Origin of the sequence: Arthrobacter sp. efr-133-TYG-120 (genome assembly GCF_030209785.1) — a bacterium.
Taxonomy (GTDB): domain Bacteria; phylum Actinomycetota; class Actinomycetes; order Actinomycetales; family Micrococcaceae; genus Arthrobacter.
The window spans coordinates 138,293-151,911 of record NZ_JARVRI010000036.1 but is presented as its reverse complement, the minus strand read 5'-3'; the positions used below and the strand labels follow the sequence as shown (position 1 = coordinate 151,911).

General features: G+C 66.2%; 15 protein-coding genes and 1 riboswitch. Of the genes, 4 read left to right on the top strand and 11 right to left on the bottom strand.

Annotated features, from left to right (window positions below):
* Positions 1-9 precede the first annotated feature (9 nt).
* From hemC to hemE, 5 genes are all read right to left on the bottom strand, one after another.
* Entirely contained in the window at positions 10-996 is a 987-nt protein-coding gene (gene hemC / locus QRN51_RS19475; protein WP_284991490.1) for a hydroxymethylbilane synthase, read from the bottom strand.
* Positions 993-2,168: a ferrochelatase gene (locus tag QRN51_RS19470; protein ID WP_284991564.1), complete on the bottom strand. Its 1,176-nt coding sequence runs from the start codon at positions 2,166-2,168 to the stop codon at positions 993-995. Before QRN51_RS19470 ends, hemC begins: the two co-directional genes overlap by 4 nt.
* 65 nt (positions 2,169-2,233) lie before the next feature.
* Positions 2,234-2,935 (bottom strand): hydrogen peroxide-dependent heme synthase, encoded by a 702-nt coding sequence (gene hemQ, locus QRN51_RS19465; protein WP_284991488.1) that lies wholly within the window; start codon positions 2,933-2,935, stop codon positions 2,234-2,236.
* 72 nt (positions 2,936-3,007) lie between these two features.
* Positions 3,008-4,522: a protoporphyrinogen oxidase gene (gene hemG, locus QRN51_RS19460; RefSeq protein WP_284991486.1), complete on the bottom strand. Its 1,515-nt coding sequence runs from the start codon at positions 4,520-4,522 to the stop codon at positions 3,008-3,010.
* A gap of 5 nt (positions 4,523-4,527) precedes the next feature.
* Positions 4,528-5,655 (bottom strand): uroporphyrinogen decarboxylase, encoded by a 1,128-nt coding sequence (gene hemE / locus QRN51_RS19455; RefSeq protein WP_284991485.1) that lies wholly within the window; start codon positions 5,653-5,655, stop codon positions 4,528-4,530.
* Between the two features lie 148 nt (positions 5,656-5,803).
* On the opposite strand from hemE, the gene QRN51_RS19450 reads away from it, so the two are divergent.
* Entirely contained in the window at positions 5,804-7,129 is a 1,326-nt protein-coding gene (locus tag QRN51_RS19450) for a glutamyl-tRNA reductase (protein WP_284991484.1), read from the top strand.
* 16 nt (positions 7,130-7,145) lie between these two features.
* Here QRN51_RS19450 and QRN51_RS19445 read toward each other — a convergent pair whose 3' ends face one another.
* Complete coding sequence (locus QRN51_RS19445; RefSeq protein ID WP_284991481.1) at positions 7,146-8,132, bottom strand: SDR family NAD(P)-dependent oxidoreductase; 987 nt, start codon at positions 8,130-8,132, stop codon at positions 7,146-7,148.
* Between the two features lie 34 nt (positions 8,133-8,166).
* The gene (gene moeB, locus QRN51_RS19440; protein WP_284991478.1) at positions 8,167-9,366 is read right to left on the bottom strand and encodes a molybdopterin-synthase adenylyltransferase MoeB; all 1,200 of its coding nucleotides are present in this window, start codon (positions 9,364-9,366) and stop codon (positions 8,167-8,169) included.
* A 203-nt stretch (positions 9,367-9,569) separates the two neighbouring features.
* On the opposite strand from moeB, the gene QRN51_RS19435 reads away from it, so the two are divergent.
* Genes QRN51_RS19435 through QRN51_RS19425 form a run of 3 tightly spaced genes read left to right on the top strand, consistent with a single transcriptional unit; the run spans position 9,570 to position 10,723 of the window.
* Positions 9,570-10,109, top strand: coding sequence for a TetR/AcrR family transcriptional regulator (locus QRN51_RS19435; protein WP_441432517.1), 540 nt, complete (start codon positions 9,570-9,572; stop codon positions 10,107-10,109).
* A 50-nt stretch (positions 10,110-10,159) separates the two neighbouring features.
* A complete protein-coding gene (locus QRN51_RS19430; protein ID WP_059387503.1) occupies positions 10,160-10,384 on the top strand; it encodes a DUF3107 domain-containing protein in 225 nt (74 codons plus the stop codon).
* Between the two features lie 36 nt (positions 10,385-10,420).
* Positions 10,421-10,723, top strand: a complete 303-nt coding sequence (locus tag QRN51_RS19425; protein ID WP_284991475.1) for a hypothetical protein — start codon at positions 10,421-10,423, stop codon at positions 10,721-10,723.
* Between the two features lie 31 nt (positions 10,724-10,754).
* On the opposite strand, the gene QRN51_RS19420 is transcribed toward QRN51_RS19425, so the two are convergent.
* From QRN51_RS19420 to thiO, 4 genes are all read right to left on the bottom strand, one after another.
* Positions 10,755-11,075: a 4a-hydroxytetrahydrobiopterin dehydratase gene (locus QRN51_RS19420; protein ID WP_284991472.1), complete on the bottom strand. Its 321-nt coding sequence runs from the start codon at positions 11,073-11,075 to the stop codon at positions 10,755-10,757.
* Positions 11,076-11,137: 62 nt separating this feature from the next.
* Entirely contained in the window at positions 11,138-11,944 is an 807-nt protein-coding gene (locus QRN51_RS19415) for a thiazole synthase (protein WP_284991470.1), read from the bottom strand.
* A gap of 3 nt (positions 11,945-11,947) precedes the next feature.
* A complete protein-coding gene (thiS, locus tag QRN51_RS19410) occupies positions 11,948-12,184 on the bottom strand; it encodes a sulfur carrier protein ThiS (protein ID WP_269992862.1) in 237 nt (78 codons plus the stop codon).
* Complete coding sequence (thiO, locus tag QRN51_RS19405) at positions 12,181-13,485, bottom strand: glycine oxidase ThiO (RefSeq protein ID WP_284991468.1); 1,305 nt, start codon at positions 13,483-13,485, stop codon at positions 12,181-12,183. The genes thiS and thiO overlap by 4 nt, the downstream gene beginning before the upstream one ends.
* Positions 13,477-13,596: riboswitch (TPP riboswitch) on the bottom strand. (Overlaps the previous gene by 9 nt.)
* Between the last annotated feature and the right edge of the window lie 23 nt (positions 13,597-13,619).

The window sequence follows — 13,619 nt, the reverse complement described above, 5'->3', positions numbered from 1 at the left end:
TGGCTCCGGTTATCGGGAAGCTGCAAGATCTGTGATGTCCGCGGCACCCGCGGCAAGCAGGAGCTCGGCGACTTCGATTCCCAGCAACGTGGCGCCCACCTCAGTGAGCCCGTCCGTGGCTTTTTTCTCACGCACCGACTTACTCCCGTCCACAGCGCAGACGACCGCTTCCAGGTAGAGCATGCTGCCCTTGCGGTAAGCGTAGGCGCCCACGGGCGCAGCACAGCCGGCTTCGAGGCGGGCCAGGACGGCCCGCTCCGCAGTGACGGCAAGCCGGGTGTCTTCGTCGTTGAGCGCGGCCAGGGCCTGGGCGAGTGCCCCCTGGGAACCTTCACCGGAGCCGGACTGCCCGGGTGCGTCGGCCGTGCGGCACTCGATCGCGAGCGAGCCCTGTCCGGGGGCAGGAAGCATGATGTCGGTCTCAAAGAACTCCGTCACGACGTCGAGCCTGCTGATCCGTTCCAGTCCCGCGGCGGCGAGGACGACGGCGTCGAGGTCGCCGGGTGCGTCTTCTGCATTCCCGGCGAGCCCCGGAACACGGCCCAGCCGGGTGTCCACGTTGCCGCGGATGTCCACGACGTCGAGATCCGGGCGGGCGGCGCGCAACTGGGCGGCGCGACGCGGCGATCCGGTGCCGACCTTGGCGCCGGCCGGAAGGTCCGCCAGCTTGAGCCCGTCACGGGCGCACAAAGCGTCCCTGACGTCGACGCGCTTGGGCGTTGCGGCGATGGTGAGTCCGAGTGCCGCGCCCGTGGGGAGATCCTTCAAGGAGTGCACAGCAACGTCGCAAGCGTTCTCCAATAGCGCGTCGCGAAGCGCGGCGACGAACACTCCGGTGCCGCCCATCTGGGACAGGGAACCCGTCCGGACATCGCCTTCAGTCTTGATGCGCACCAGTTCAACGGGAAAGCCACCGACGGCGGCCAGCTGGTCCGCGGCCTGCTGGCTCTGGGTGAGCGCGAGTTTGCTCGCGCGGGTACCGATCCGAACGGTCATTTCGCGCTTTCTCCTGCGGGGTAGGCATCGTGTCCGGTGCCGACTGTGGTGTCCGCACCCGCAATCGTGGGCTTCTCTCCGCGGAAGTTGGCGCAGCAGCCCGGACGGCAGATGTCGTACCACGGGCCCAGCCCGGTCATGGCGGGGCGATCGGCGATGTTGTTGGCCACCGTCCGCTCGCAAATGAGGTCCACCAGGCCGGAAACGAACTTGCGGTGGGTTCCAGGCGTGGGAACCCGTGTTGCGGCGAGCCCGAGGTTCTTGCACGTTTCCAGAGCCTCGGTGTCGAGGTCCCAGGCCACTTCCATGTGGTCGGAGACGAAGCCAAGGGGTACGATCACGACGCCCTTGATCCCTTGGCCAGCCAGTTCCTCGATGGCATCGTTGATGTCCGGCTCAAGCCACGGAACGTGCGGGGCGCCCGAGCGGGACTGGTACACCAAGGACCACGGCGCGGTGAGCCCGGATTCGGATTCAACCCGCCGGACAACTTCGGCGCCGGCAGCCAGGTGCTGTGCCACGTAGGCCGAGTCCTGCTCGAAGTCGCGGGGCTCGCCGTCCGAACGTCCGGCGGCCTCGGCGTCACGGGTCGGAATGGAGTGCGTCGCGAACAGGATGTGCACCGGCGCGCCCTGGAGGCCGTCCGCTGCCAGTTTCTCCTGGACCTCAGCAAGTCCTGCAGCCGTTCCTTCCACGAAGGGCTCGACGAAACCTGGGTGGTCGAAGTACTGGCGTACCTTGTCCACTTCGAGTTTGCCGTCGAGGCCGGTCTCGGTCAGCGCGATGCCGATGTCCTCGCGGTACTGGCGGCAGCTGGAGTAACAGGAGTAGGCGCTCGTGGTGACCATCAGCAGCTTGCGGTGGCCGGCGTCGTAGGCTTCCTGGAGCGTTTGCGGGATGTAGGGGTCCCAGTTGCGGTTGCCCCACAGCACGGGCAGGCTGATGCCGCGCGATGCCAACTCCGCTTCGAGGGCGGCCTTGAGGTTCCTGTTTTGCTGGTTGATGGGGCTGATGCCACCAAAAGCGCGGTAGTGGTGGGACACCTCTTCGAGGCGCTCATCCGGGATGCCGCGGCCACGGGTCACATTGCGAAGGAAGGGAATGACGTCGTCCTGGCCTTCCGGCCCGCCGAAGGAGGCGAGGAGGACGGCGTCGTACTCTTTGGGAGCCATGCGTCCGGCCTCGGTGACGTCATTGACCTCGGTGAGGCTGGCCGGGCCCGCGGAGTGGCGGCCGCTCACGCGAGGACCTCGGCGATCTCCGCGGCGGTGATGCGGCGGCCGGTGTAGAACGGGATTTCCTCGCGAACGTGGTTGCGGGCGTCGGTGGCCCTCAGGTGGCGCATGAGGTCCACCAGGTCAACGAGTTCGGGTGCTTCCAGGCCGAGGATCCACTCCCAGTCGCCCAAGGCGAAGGAGGACACGGTGTTGGAGATGACCTGGGGGAAGTCGCGGCCCAGCATGCCGTGATCGCGCAGCATCTTTCCACGCTCTTCGGCCGGCAGGATGTACCACTCGTAGGAGCGGACGAAGGGGTAGACGCACAGCCAGGTGCTGGGCTCGACCCCGCGGGCGTAGGCCGGAACGTGGTTCTTGGCGAATTCGGCTTCGCGGTGGACGCCCATGGCGGACCAGACGATCTCGGTGCCTACGAAGAGCGCGCTGCGGCGGATGTCGCGGACGGCCTGCTGCAGGGCCTCAGGCTTGGCGCCGTGGAGCCACACCATGATGTCGGCGTCGGAGCGCATGGCGGAGACGTCGTAGCTTCCGCGGAGGACCACGCCGTCCTCGGCGAGCTTGGCAGCCAGCTGCTCGAAATCCTGCACAGCGTCGGCGCTGCGCAGGACATCGCCCGACCGCTTGAACACGGTCCACAGCGTAAAGAACTGCTCTTCGGATTCGGCAGTTTTAGTGACAGATTCGGCAGAAGTGTGGCTCATGGTACAAGTCTGCCCCGTCGATGCCGCTAAGTCGAAATGCATCACTTCTACGAGACGTAGAAGTGATGCATTTCACAAAACTGCGTCGATTTGCGCAGAGGTGTCCGCAACCACGGCGGCCAGGCCGTTTCCGGCGAGCCAGCCTCCCACCACGGTCAAGCCGTCGGCTTCGGAGCAGATGCGGCGCACTTCGGCAACGCGCTGTTTGTGACCGACGGCGGCGAACGGCAAGGCACCCGCCCAGCGGACGACGTCCCAATCGAGCACGTCTTCGCGGACAATCGGCACGGTCAGCAAGGTCGAGGCGTCGCGGAGCGCAGCGTCGAGCAGAGCATCGTCATTGAGTGAGGCGACGGATTGTGCAGCCGCCGATCCAGGGGCGTCCGCCCCTTCGGCGCGTCCATAGGACAGGCGCAGCACGTGCGTACCGGGTCCGGCTTCTTCCGCCAGCCAATCCCATTTTGCCGTGGCATGCGTGAGCGCTTTCGCCTCGATCCCGGCGGTCTGCGGGGCGACGAGAATGCCGGTGCCGCGGGGACGACGGTCCAGTTCAGGCACGTCCACCACCAAGGTCACCAGGCTCACCAAGGGACCCGCGGCGGGGCGCAGCGCGGACAGCTCCGGAAGCGCCCCCTCCAGCAACCCGACGGCGGCCGGACCGTCGAGCGCCACCACCAGCCGCACGGCGTCGTACGTTGTGCCCGCAGCGCTGGCCTGCCAACCGCTTTCAGTGCGGCTGATCGCATCCACGCGGGCGCCGGAAACGAGGGCGACGCCCTGCGAACGCAGCTCCGCCACGAGGGCGGAGACCAAGGTGTTCATTCCGCCTTTCAAGCCGCCGACGGCGGATCCGGCCTTAGCCGGTCCGGTCCCGTTTTGCTTTGAAGCAGTTTGTCCTGAACCGGCTGCGCGCTGGCTGGCCACGGCCGCGGCCAACGATCCGTGCTTCCGCAATGCCGCGCGCAGGCCGGGGGCCACCATGTCGACATCGAGCAGTCCCGGATCGGCGGAGTGCACTCCGCCGACGACGGGTGCGACGAGCCGTTCGAGCACCCGCTTGCCCATCCGCGCCCGCACCAAGGTTGCGACGCTGGTGACGTCGGCAGAGCTGCCCACCGATGTGGGCAAGTAGCGGTCAAGCGAGGCCCGCAAGGAGCCTGCGAAGCCCAAGGAGCGGCGGACCTCGGGGTCCCAGGGATTCGCGGGAATTCCGAGCACCCCGGTCTTGGGCAGTTCCTGCGGGCCATCCGGCAACTGCACCCAGGCACCCCCAGGATGCGGCGCCACGATGTTGCCACCGAGCCCAAGATCGCGGGCTAGATCGGCCACGGCCGTGGAGCGCATGGCGAATGACTCGGCTCCGCTGTCCAGCCCAAGGCCGCCAACAGTGTGGCTTCCCACGCAACCGCCCCACGCGTCGCTCGCTTCGAGCACGGTGACACCGAATCCGGCCTTGGCCAGTCCCCGGGCAGCGAGCAGGCCGGAAATGCCGCCGCCCACCACGACGGCGGCAAGGCCGGCTGCTGAATGCCCGGGAAGTGCGTGTTCGGACCGTGTTTGCTCGGACTGCGCGTGCCCGCGGCTCATGTTCGCTATCCTGCCGGGATCGAGTGGATGAGTTCCACTACCCGGGTCAGGACCGCGGGGTCCGTCTCCGGGGGCACGCCGTGGCCGAGGTTCAGGACGTGGCCCGGGGCCGCGGAACCTGCTGCGATCACCTCGCGGACATGGGCTTCCAGGACCTCCCACGGCGCGGAGAGCAGCGCGGGGTCGATGTTGCCCTGCAAGGGCACGGTGCCGCCCAACCGTCGGTTTGCCTCGTCAAGAGGCAGTCGGTAGTCCACGCCGACGACGTCCACGCCGACATCGCGCATCGCGACGAGCAGCTCGGACGTTCCCGTACCGAAATGGACCAGCGGCGCGCCGAGGTGGCGGACGTGGTCAAGGGCGCGGGTCGAGGCGGGTGCAACGTACTTGGCGTAGTCGGCCAGGCCAAGGGAACCTGCCCAGGAGTCGAACAGTTGCCCTGCGGAGGCGCCTGCTTCCAGTTGCGCGCGCAGGAACATGCCGGAGGCGTCGGCTGCCCAATTGGCCAGGGCGGTCCAGGTTTCCGGATCGGCGTGCATCATGGTGCGCGGACCGAGGTGGTCGCGGGAAGGCTTGCCTTCCACCATGTATGCGGCGAGCGTGAACGGCGCGCCGGCAAAGCCGATCAGGGGCGTGGTGCCGAGCTCAGCGACCGTCAGGCGCACGGCCTCGCGGATCGGTTCGAGGGCTTCCCAGGTCAGCTGCGGCAGGGCTGCTACGTCAGCGGCGGTGCGGACCGGCTTGTCCAGGACGGGCCCGACCCCGGGGACGATGTCCACGCCCACGCCCGCCAGCTTGAGGGGGATGACGATGTCGGAGAAGAAGATTGCCGCGTCGACGTCGTGGCGGCGAACCGGCTGCAAAGTGATCTCGGAGGCGAGTTCGGGACGCAGGCAGGAGTCCAGCATCGCCACGCCTTCACGGACTTTGAGGTATTCCGGCAACGAGCGGCCTGCCTGTCGCATGAACCACACCGGACGGCGGGACGGCTTGCCTCCGCGGTACGCCTGGATCAGCGGGGAGTCTGCGGTGCGGCCATCCATCAGCGGGTGGCTTGCATCAAGGCTTGAGGCGGCGGTGCCGGAAGTGCCGTTGGCCGGCACAGAATGAGGCAGTGCGGAGCTGGAAGTCATGCCTTCGATTGTGCCGAAGATCGGGGCCAAAAGATAACGACAGCCTGTCCCCCACCATCCGTGGTGACGGGCATCACTCCCGGCAGTGCGGAGAACCACTGACCCGCGTTGTTCTACATGGCGCCGAAAAAGCTATGATTGCTTTGCTGTGGTTCTTTTCTCATTGGTGGCTACACACGCCGACATCGATCTTGAGACCGTCGCTCAGTTGAGCAACGGTTCATCCGAGGTTGCCTCGTCCGCCTTGGCCGATTCCCAACTTGTCTCCGGCGCCGTGGTCCTGGCCACCTGCAACCGCTACGAAATCTACGGCGAAACGCCGCACGCAGAGAATCTCGAAGCGGCCCGCTCGGCGCTCGTCTCGCAGATCAGTGGCCTGAGCGGACTCAACGAGCAACTCGTCTCGCGCGCCTTCAGCACCCGCACCGGCCCTGAGGTCAGCAGGCACCTCTTCGCCGTCAGCGCCGGATTGGACTCCGCCGTCGTCGGCGAACGCGAAATCGCCGGCCAGGTGCGTCGCGCTCTCATCACTGCCCAGCACGAAGGAACCGCGAGTTCCGGACTGGTCCGCTTGTTCCAGGCCGCTTCCAAGACGGCCAAGGACGTCGGAGCCCAGACCGCACTCGGTTCGCGGGGCCTGTCCATCGTTTCAGTTGCGCTGGACCTCGCCACCGACCTCTCCGAGAATGCCGACTGGAGCACCAAGAAGGTAGTTGTCTTCGGTACCGGGGCCTACGCCGGAGCCACGATGTCGCTGCTTCGCGATCGCGGCTGCACCGACGTCTCGGTCTACTCGTCTTCCGGCCGTGCCGAGGCCTTCGTGGCAACTCGCGGCGGAACCGCGCTCGACGCCGAAACCCTCCCTGCCGCCGTCGCTGCCGCCGATGTCATGATCGGTTGCAGCGGATCGGACACCCGCGTTGAGGCCGAAGAGCTCGCAAAGGTCCGCGCTGTGTCCACCCAGACCCTCATCGCGATCGACCTCGCCCTCACCCACGACTTCGACCCCGCAGTGGGCGAGCTCGACGGCGTCGAGCTCCTGACGCTCGAATCCGTGCGGCTCGCGGCGCCCCAGGAACAAGCGGAGTCGCTGGCACAAGCGAGCACCATTGTTTCCGGCGCGGCAGAAGCCTTCGAGCAGGAGCGCGAAGCCCGGTCCGTCGATTCGGCCATTGTGGCGCTGCGCCGACACACCATGAACGTGCTCGACGCCGAGATGGAGAAAGTCCGGGCCCGGCACGGCTGCACCGCCGCGGCCGAAGAGGTCGAGTTCGCGCTCCGCCGCATGGTCAAGCAATTGCTCCACATCCCCACGGTCCGCGCACGCGAACTCGCCGCAAACGGCCAGCAAGACGAGTACGTGGCCGCGCTCGAGGCCTTGTATGGCATCCAGGTGGAGCAGCCGGCTGCGTCACCCGCAGCAGAGTGCCCCGTGGACCACCGCCAAGCACCTCAGCAGGCTGAAAGCGCCTAGCTTCCGCGACCCCGCCCTAGGCGAACGCGTTGACGCCCGTCATTTCGGCAGACACGGCCCACAGCTTCGTTGCGGCTTCCGGGTCCACTGCGTGCGCATCCACTCCCTGGTACCGGGCGAGCGGCGAAGCCGGGTCCGTGGGCTTGGCAATGTCGCAGTCTTCGCAATACACCCCGCCCATGCCTGCCAGGGCCGGGGACGTGGCTGCCCAGGTGGACGTGGCGGCTCCCTGCTCCGGAGTCTTGAAACCCTCCCTGACGTTGCCCGCGTCGTCCATCCAGCCCGCCGCGACCATCTCTTCGCGGGGCAGGTAGCGCTGGAGCTCGGTCATGATGCCGCCGGGGTGGACCGCGAAGGCCCGCACCCCGGAGGAGCGCCCCAGACGGTCAAGCTCGACGGCGAACAGTGCGTTGGCCGTCTTCGCCTGGCCGTAAGCCTTCCATTTGTCGTAGCCGTTCTCGAAGTTGAGGTCCTCGAAACGGATGGGCGAGAGTTTGTGCCCCGTGGAGGACAAGGACACGACGCGGGCCGAGCCGGCAGCTGCCAACGCGGGCCACAACGTGTTGAGAAGCGTGAAATGGCCCAAGTGGTTGGTGGCGAATTGCGATTCCCAGCCCGGACCCACACGTTGTTCCGGGCTGGCCATGATCGCCGCGTTGTTGATCAGGATGTCCAGCGTTGGGTTCGATTCCAGGAAGCGTGCCGCAAAATCCTTCACTGCTTGCTGATCGGAGAGATCCAGGCCCTCCACGGTCACTTTCGCCAGGCCGGCCGCGTCGAGGACCTCCTTGGCATGTTCGGGACGCCGGGCGGGAACCGTGACCCGGGCGCCAGCGGAGGACAACGCCCTCACCGTCTCCAGGCCGAGCCCGGAATAGCCGCCCGTGACAATTGCCGTCTTACCGTGAAGGTCCAACCCCGCCACAACGTCAGATGCCGTGGAGCCATGGCCGAAGCCCGATCCGATGGGATATTGCGGTGTGGTCATGGATTCCTCGCTCATATCGGGACCTTTCGTGTTCACGGGCGTTGTGGGGTCAGTAAACCGGCTTGTTTGGCTCGACGTCGTGCACCCACGCCAGGATCCCGCCGTCGAGGTGGCTCACGCGTGTGTAGCCGGCACGCTGTGCAGCCGCGAGCACAGCCGCGGAACGGGTACCTCCCTTGCAGTGGAAGACGATCTCTTTGTCCTGCGGGAGTTCCGTCCAGGCCTCTCCCGCCAGGATGCGTCCCTGCGGGATGAGCACCGAACCGTCGATGCTCACAATCTCGTGTTCACCGATCTCGCGGACATCCACCAGTTCGAAGTCGCGTTCCCCCGCTGCGCGGGCTTCGAGCATTCCGGAAAGTTCAGTGGCCGTGACGGTCGGAACCGAGTCGCTTGCGGGCGCAGGGGTGATGCCACAGAAAGCCTCATAATCGGTCAATTCGGTGATCGGCTCGGCCTCCGGGTCTTTCGAAACCTTGATTTCGCGCCAGCTGCCGCCGAGCGCGTCGAAGAGCGCCACGCGCCCCAGCATGGAGCGCCCGACGCCGGTGATCAGCTTGACTGCCTCGGTCACCATGAGCGAGCCGACAGCGGCGCACAGCATGCCGAACACGCCGCCTTCGCCGCAGGACGGGACCGAGCCGGCGGGAGGGGCCTCCGGGTAGAGATCGCGGTAGCTGGGTCCGTGCTTCTCCCAGAACACACTGACCTGGCCGTCGAAGCGGAAAATGGATCCCCAGACGTACGGTTTGCCGAGAATCGCGGCAGCATCGTTGACCAGGTACCGGGTGGCGAAGTTGTCCGCGCCGTCCAGGATGAGGTCGTAGCCCGAGAAAATCTCCAAAGCGTTGGAGGAGTCCAAGCGCACGTTGTGCAGCTGCACGCTGACGAGCGGGTTGAGTTCCTTGATGGCGTCACGCGCCGATTCGATTTTCGGCCGTCCCACATCGCCCACGCGGTGGATGATCTGACGTTGCAGGTTGCTGAGGTCGACGTCGTCGTCGTCCACGATTCCGAGCGTCCCCACCCCGGCGGCGGCGAGGTAGAGCAACGCCGGAGAGCCCAGTCCGCCGGCTCCGATCACGAGGACTTTGGCATTCTTGAGCCGACGCTGACCGGCCGCTCCGATTTCGGGAATAATGAGGTGGCGCGAGTAGCGTTCCACCTCTTCGGTGGTCAGTCCCGCGGCCGGTTCCACGAGTGGCGGCAGCGAAGACGGCAACGTTTGGGCAGCAAAAGTAGTGGCCATACTTCAAAGTATCCCCGCAGGTGCCGCCCGGTCATATTACTGCGCAGTATTGTGGTCATAACTGCAAGGGGAAAGGCGGCAGACAAGTGGCCGAGAGTGCACGTATCAAACAAGAGGCGCAGGTCAGGCAAGATCGGACCGGTTCGCCCCGTTCGGCCAGGTTGCCACGCGATGAGCGCCGGGCCCAGCTCTTGAATGCCGCCTTGGAAGTTTTCGTTGCCAACGGCTTCCATGGTGCGGCGATGGACGAAATCGCCGAGACCGCCCATGTCAGCAAGCCGGTGCTGTACCAACACTTCCCGTCGAAACGGGAGCTCTACATGGCCCTCCTCGACAGCCACCTGGCCACGCTCACGGACCAGATGCTCACGGCGCTGAATTCGACGTCGGACAACAAGGAGCGCGTCCAGGCCGTCATGCGCGCCTACTACCGTTTCATCGCGGGCGATGACCAAGCCCACCGGCTCGTCTTCGAATCCGATCTCATCAACGACCCGGACGTCAGCTCCCGGCTGGAGACTTTCAACCGCACCTTCGCCGACGCCGTCGCCAAGGTCATCGCCGAAGACACCAAGCTGCCCCCGCTGGAGGCCCAGCTGCTGGGCCGGGGCCTGGCGGGAATGGCGCAGGTCAGCGCGCGGTATTGGCTCGAAACCGACGGCGATTTGGACCTCGATGTCGCCAGCGACCTGATCTACCGTTTAGCTTGGCGCGGAATCAGTCGCTTCCCGAAAGAGTCCTAGACTACAAATAGAGGACTGAGTATTTTTTTGATTGGCTGGGAGGCCCCGCTGTGGAAGTAAAGATCGGCATTCAGAATGTTGGCCGTGAGATCGCGCTTGAGTCCGCTCTCGACGCCGAGGCTGTTGCCAAGATCGTGAGCGAGGCCATTGCCAACGGCACGGACCTGCGCCTGACCGACGAAAAGGGCCGACAGGTCATCGTTCCCGGCAATGTCCTCGGATACGTGGAGATCGGCGCCGAGGAAGTACGCCGGGTCGGCTTCGGCGCCCTCTAAGCAACAGGCAAGAACACCAGCGAGCCAGGAGTCCGCATGCTCTCACTTGTCATCGTGGCGCTAGCCACCATCGCTTCAGGCTTCATTGTCTGGGGAACTGACAAACACCGTGGAACGTACGGAATCACCCTGCCCGCCGGCGTTTCGGTCGCCGTCGCCATGCTGAGTTGGGTGATCTTCATCCAACTTGGCTTTGGCTACCAGCCTGGCGTGACGTGGATCCCGTGGGTCCTGCCCATCATTCTGGGGACCGTGGCGGCCGCCGTGGCGTCCTACTTCCTGGGCCGCCATCGGAAGCGGCACGACACCGCCCAGCTGACCGCGGCGCTGAGGCTCTAACCAGCGCTGCGGCTCTATCTGCAGATACGGCTCATGGCGTGGCTTCCGGTTTGGCAACTGCCCCGGCTTCCGCGGCCGCTTCGCTGACGCTCTTAGCCGCCCGGACGTCGCGCTGCGTTACCTCGCTCCCGGCATCGTGGGACGTGTAGCGGTTGTAGCGCCAGTCCAGGTCCGGGTGGTGGTTCTGCTGTTCGGCAATGCGCCCGACGGCGGCAATCAACTCGAGTGCGGCAGCCGACGTCGGGCACTTGTAGGCGGTGACGAGGGCGCCCTGGCGATACCGCCAGTCCGGCAGCTCCGCAAGGGCGTCGTCAATAGTGGACCTGGAAAGAATGTCGTCCTTGCCGGCCATTCGGGGCTCCTTCACAGACGCGGAATCTTCGCAGGAATCCCCGGAGCGGCCAGCGTCGGCCGCTAGAGGAACTCGGCCCGGCCTTCCATGGCCGAGGAGGCCAGGGCGTGTTCCCTGCGCGGGATGCGGCCCGCCTGCTTCGCCAGCCTACCGGCGATGACCGCGTGTTTGAAGGCCTCGCCCATCTGCACCGGATTCTGCGCGCGGGTCACCGCGGTGGCCAGCAGCACGGCGTCGCAGCCGAGCTCCATGGCCAGTGCGGCGTCGGACGCGGTGCCGATGCCGGCGTCGAGCACTACCGGCACCGAAGCGCGGGACACAATCAGCTCGATGTTGTGGGGATTCAGGATGCCCAGGCCGGTGCCGATAGGCGCGCCCAACGGCATCACCGCAGTTGCCCCGAGGTTCTCCAGGCGAAGCGCAAGTACGGGGTCGTCGTTGGTGTAGGCGAAGACCTTGAAGCCGCGGTCCACCAGCTTCTCCGTCGCATCCACCAACTCCACGGCGTCAGGCAGCAGCGTCTGTTCGTCGGCGATGACCTCGAGCTTCACCCAATCCGTTTCCAATGCCTCCCGGGCTAGCTCGGCTGTCATGACGGCATCCTTGGCGGTAAAACAGCCGGCGGTGTTGGGCAGGACACGGATGCCGTGGTCTACGAGCAATTGGAACAGCGAACCGGTTTCCGTCGGTGAGTACCGCCGCATTGCGACGGTAGTGAGTTCGGTGCCGGAAGCCAGCAAGGCTGCCCCGAGGCCGTCTAGGCTCGGAGCTCCGCCGGTTCCCATGATAAGGCGCGAGCCGAACTCAACACCGTCGATCACCAGGGCATCGGTTCGGGTGCCTGCTTCGTGAGTGCTTGCTGTGGTCATGGTTCAGCCTCCCTGTACTGCGGTAACGATTTCGAGTTCATCGCCCTCTGCGAGCGCGGTGGCAGCCCACTGGCTGCGCGGCACCACTTCGGAATTGCGTGCGACGGCGACGCCGATCTTGCGTCCGTCGGCCGCTTGGCCGCTGGAATCCACAACGCGTCCGGTGATGTGGCTGACGAGGGTGGTGACGGAAGCGTCGTCGCTCAGCGTGTGGTCTGCGCCGTTCAATTTGATGTTCATGCGTGGTCCTTCAGAAGGGGATTTAAGGTATCGGCGGATGGGCCGTCTGCGGAAGCCCTTGCTGCTGAGTGCGGGCGGGAGAAGCGGTCCGGGCGGAATTTGTTCCACCGGGGATCGGCGGTGCCATCCATGAGTCCAACGCAGATTTTTGCCGCTGCCGGAGTGAGGAGCACGCCATGGCGGAAGAAGCCGCTGGCCACGATGAGGCCGGGCACGGTTCCTTCCCGACCTTCGACGCGGCCCAGCAGCGGTGCGTTGTCCGGGGTGCCCGGACGGGCCCGGGCAGTTGCTTCGAGGAGTTCCAGCTCGGCAACGGCCGGAACCAATACCTGGGCGTCGCGGAGCAATTGGTAGACGCCGCCGGCTGACACCGGGTTGGCCGATCCCCCGGACGACGACAATCCGTCCTCACGTTGCGTCGCGCCGATCACCACGGTCCCGTCATCGCGGGGAACGATGTAGACGGGCACTCCGCGCACCATTCCCCGGACCGTGGCGGTGACCAGCGGTTGCAGGTGGTCCGGGACGCGCAGCCGCAGTATGTCGCCGTAGACGGGACGCAACGGGAGCGACAATCCATCCGGCAGTCCTTTCACGCGGGCGGCATCGAGTCCGTTGGCTACCACCGTTTCCGTGGCAAGCACTTCGATGCCTGAGCCGAGCACGGCCCCGACGGCGCGCCCGTCCTCCCACAGGAGGCCCGCCGCAGTGTCCCGGACCGCGAAACCGCCTTCGGCCCCCGGAATCCAGCTCGAATCGCCGGGCTGGTGCTCCGCCAGCGCGCCTAGAATCGCGGCCGAAAGCCGGCGAGGATCCACTTGGTGGTCGCCCGGGATGTCGAAGGCACAGGAAATCTGCGGGCTCAAGAGCGGCTCACGCTCCCGTGCTTCGCGCAACGGCACGGATTCCACCACCAGGCCATGGGCCAGCTGGACGTCCCGAAGATCGGCGAGCGCCCGGCGGTCCGCTGCGTCCGCACCGACGGCGAGGGTCGGCGTCGTCCGGTAACCCGTGCTGCGTCCGGTTCGTGAGCCGGTCACATTGTGTTCGAAGTCCGGCCACAACGCCGACGATTCGAGCATGAGCTCCAGGAGGTCCTCTTCCTGGTAGTGCAGTTCACTGACGGGTGCCAACATCCCCGCCGCCGCGAAAGTAGCGCCGCTGGCCGGCGCGGGATCGATCAGGACAACCGAGCGGCCCGACCTTCGGGCTTCCCACGCAATGCCCAGGCCAATGACGCCGCCCCCGATCACCGCCACGTCTGTGTGCAGGGGCCCGTGCTGGGTGTTTACTTCGTCCATGGAGTCCTTCCCTACGCCGGTACTAGCCGGATCAGGTCAAGCGGTCGGCGCTGAAGCCCTCTCAGCCGCGCGGCGATTGTGACTGCCGCCGCGGCTCCCGCGGTACCAGCCCAGTTTAGAGGAACTACTCTGTT

What these genes read in the sequence shown, in the direction of transcription:
- hemC (WP_284991490.1), bottom strand. Translation starts at nt 996, where the DNA reads ATGACCGTTCGGATCGGTACCCGCGCGAGCAAACTCGCGCTCACCCAG.
- QRN51_RS19470 (WP_284991564.1), bottom strand. Translation starts at nt 2,168, where the DNA reads ATGGCTCCCAAAGAGTACGACGCCGTCCTCCTCGCCTCCTTCGGCGGG.
- hemQ (WP_284991488.1), bottom strand. Translation starts at nt 2,935, where the DNA reads ATGAGCCACACTTCTGCCGAATCTGTCACTAAAACTGCCGAATCCGAA.
- hemG (WP_284991486.1), bottom strand. Translation starts at nt 4,522, where the DNA reads ATGAGCCGCGGGCACGCGCAGTCCGAGCAAACACGGTCCGAACACGCA.
- hemE (WP_284991485.1), bottom strand. Translation starts at nt 5,655, where the DNA reads ATGACTTCCAGCTCCGCACTGCCTCATTCTGTGCCGGCCAACGGCACT.
- QRN51_RS19445 (WP_284991481.1), bottom strand. Translation starts at nt 8,132, where the DNA reads ATGAGCGAGGAATCCATGACCACACCGCAATATCCCATCGGATCGGGC.
- moeB (WP_284991478.1), bottom strand. Translation starts at nt 9,366, where the DNA reads ATGGCCACTACTTTTGCTGCCCAAACGTTGCCGTCTTCGCTGCCGCCA.
- QRN51_RS19425 (WP_284991475.1), top strand. Translation starts at nt 10,421, where the DNA reads ATGCTCTCACTTGTCATCGTGGCGCTAGCCACCATCGCTTCAGGCTTC.
- QRN51_RS19420 (WP_284991472.1), bottom strand. Translation starts at nt 11,075, where the DNA reads ATGGCCGGCAAGGACGACATTCTTTCCAGGTCCACTATTGACGACGCC.
- QRN51_RS19415 (WP_284991470.1), bottom strand. Translation starts at nt 11,944, where the DNA reads ATGACCACAGCAAGCACTCACGAAGCAGGCACCCGAACCGATGCCCTG.
- thiS (WP_269992862.1), bottom strand. Translation starts at nt 12,184, where the DNA reads ATGAACATCAAATTGAACGGCGCAGACCACACGCTGAGCGACGACGCT.
- thiO (WP_284991468.1), bottom strand. Translation starts at nt 13,485, where the DNA reads ATGGACGAAGTAAACACCCAGCACGGGCCCCTGCACACAGACGTGGCG.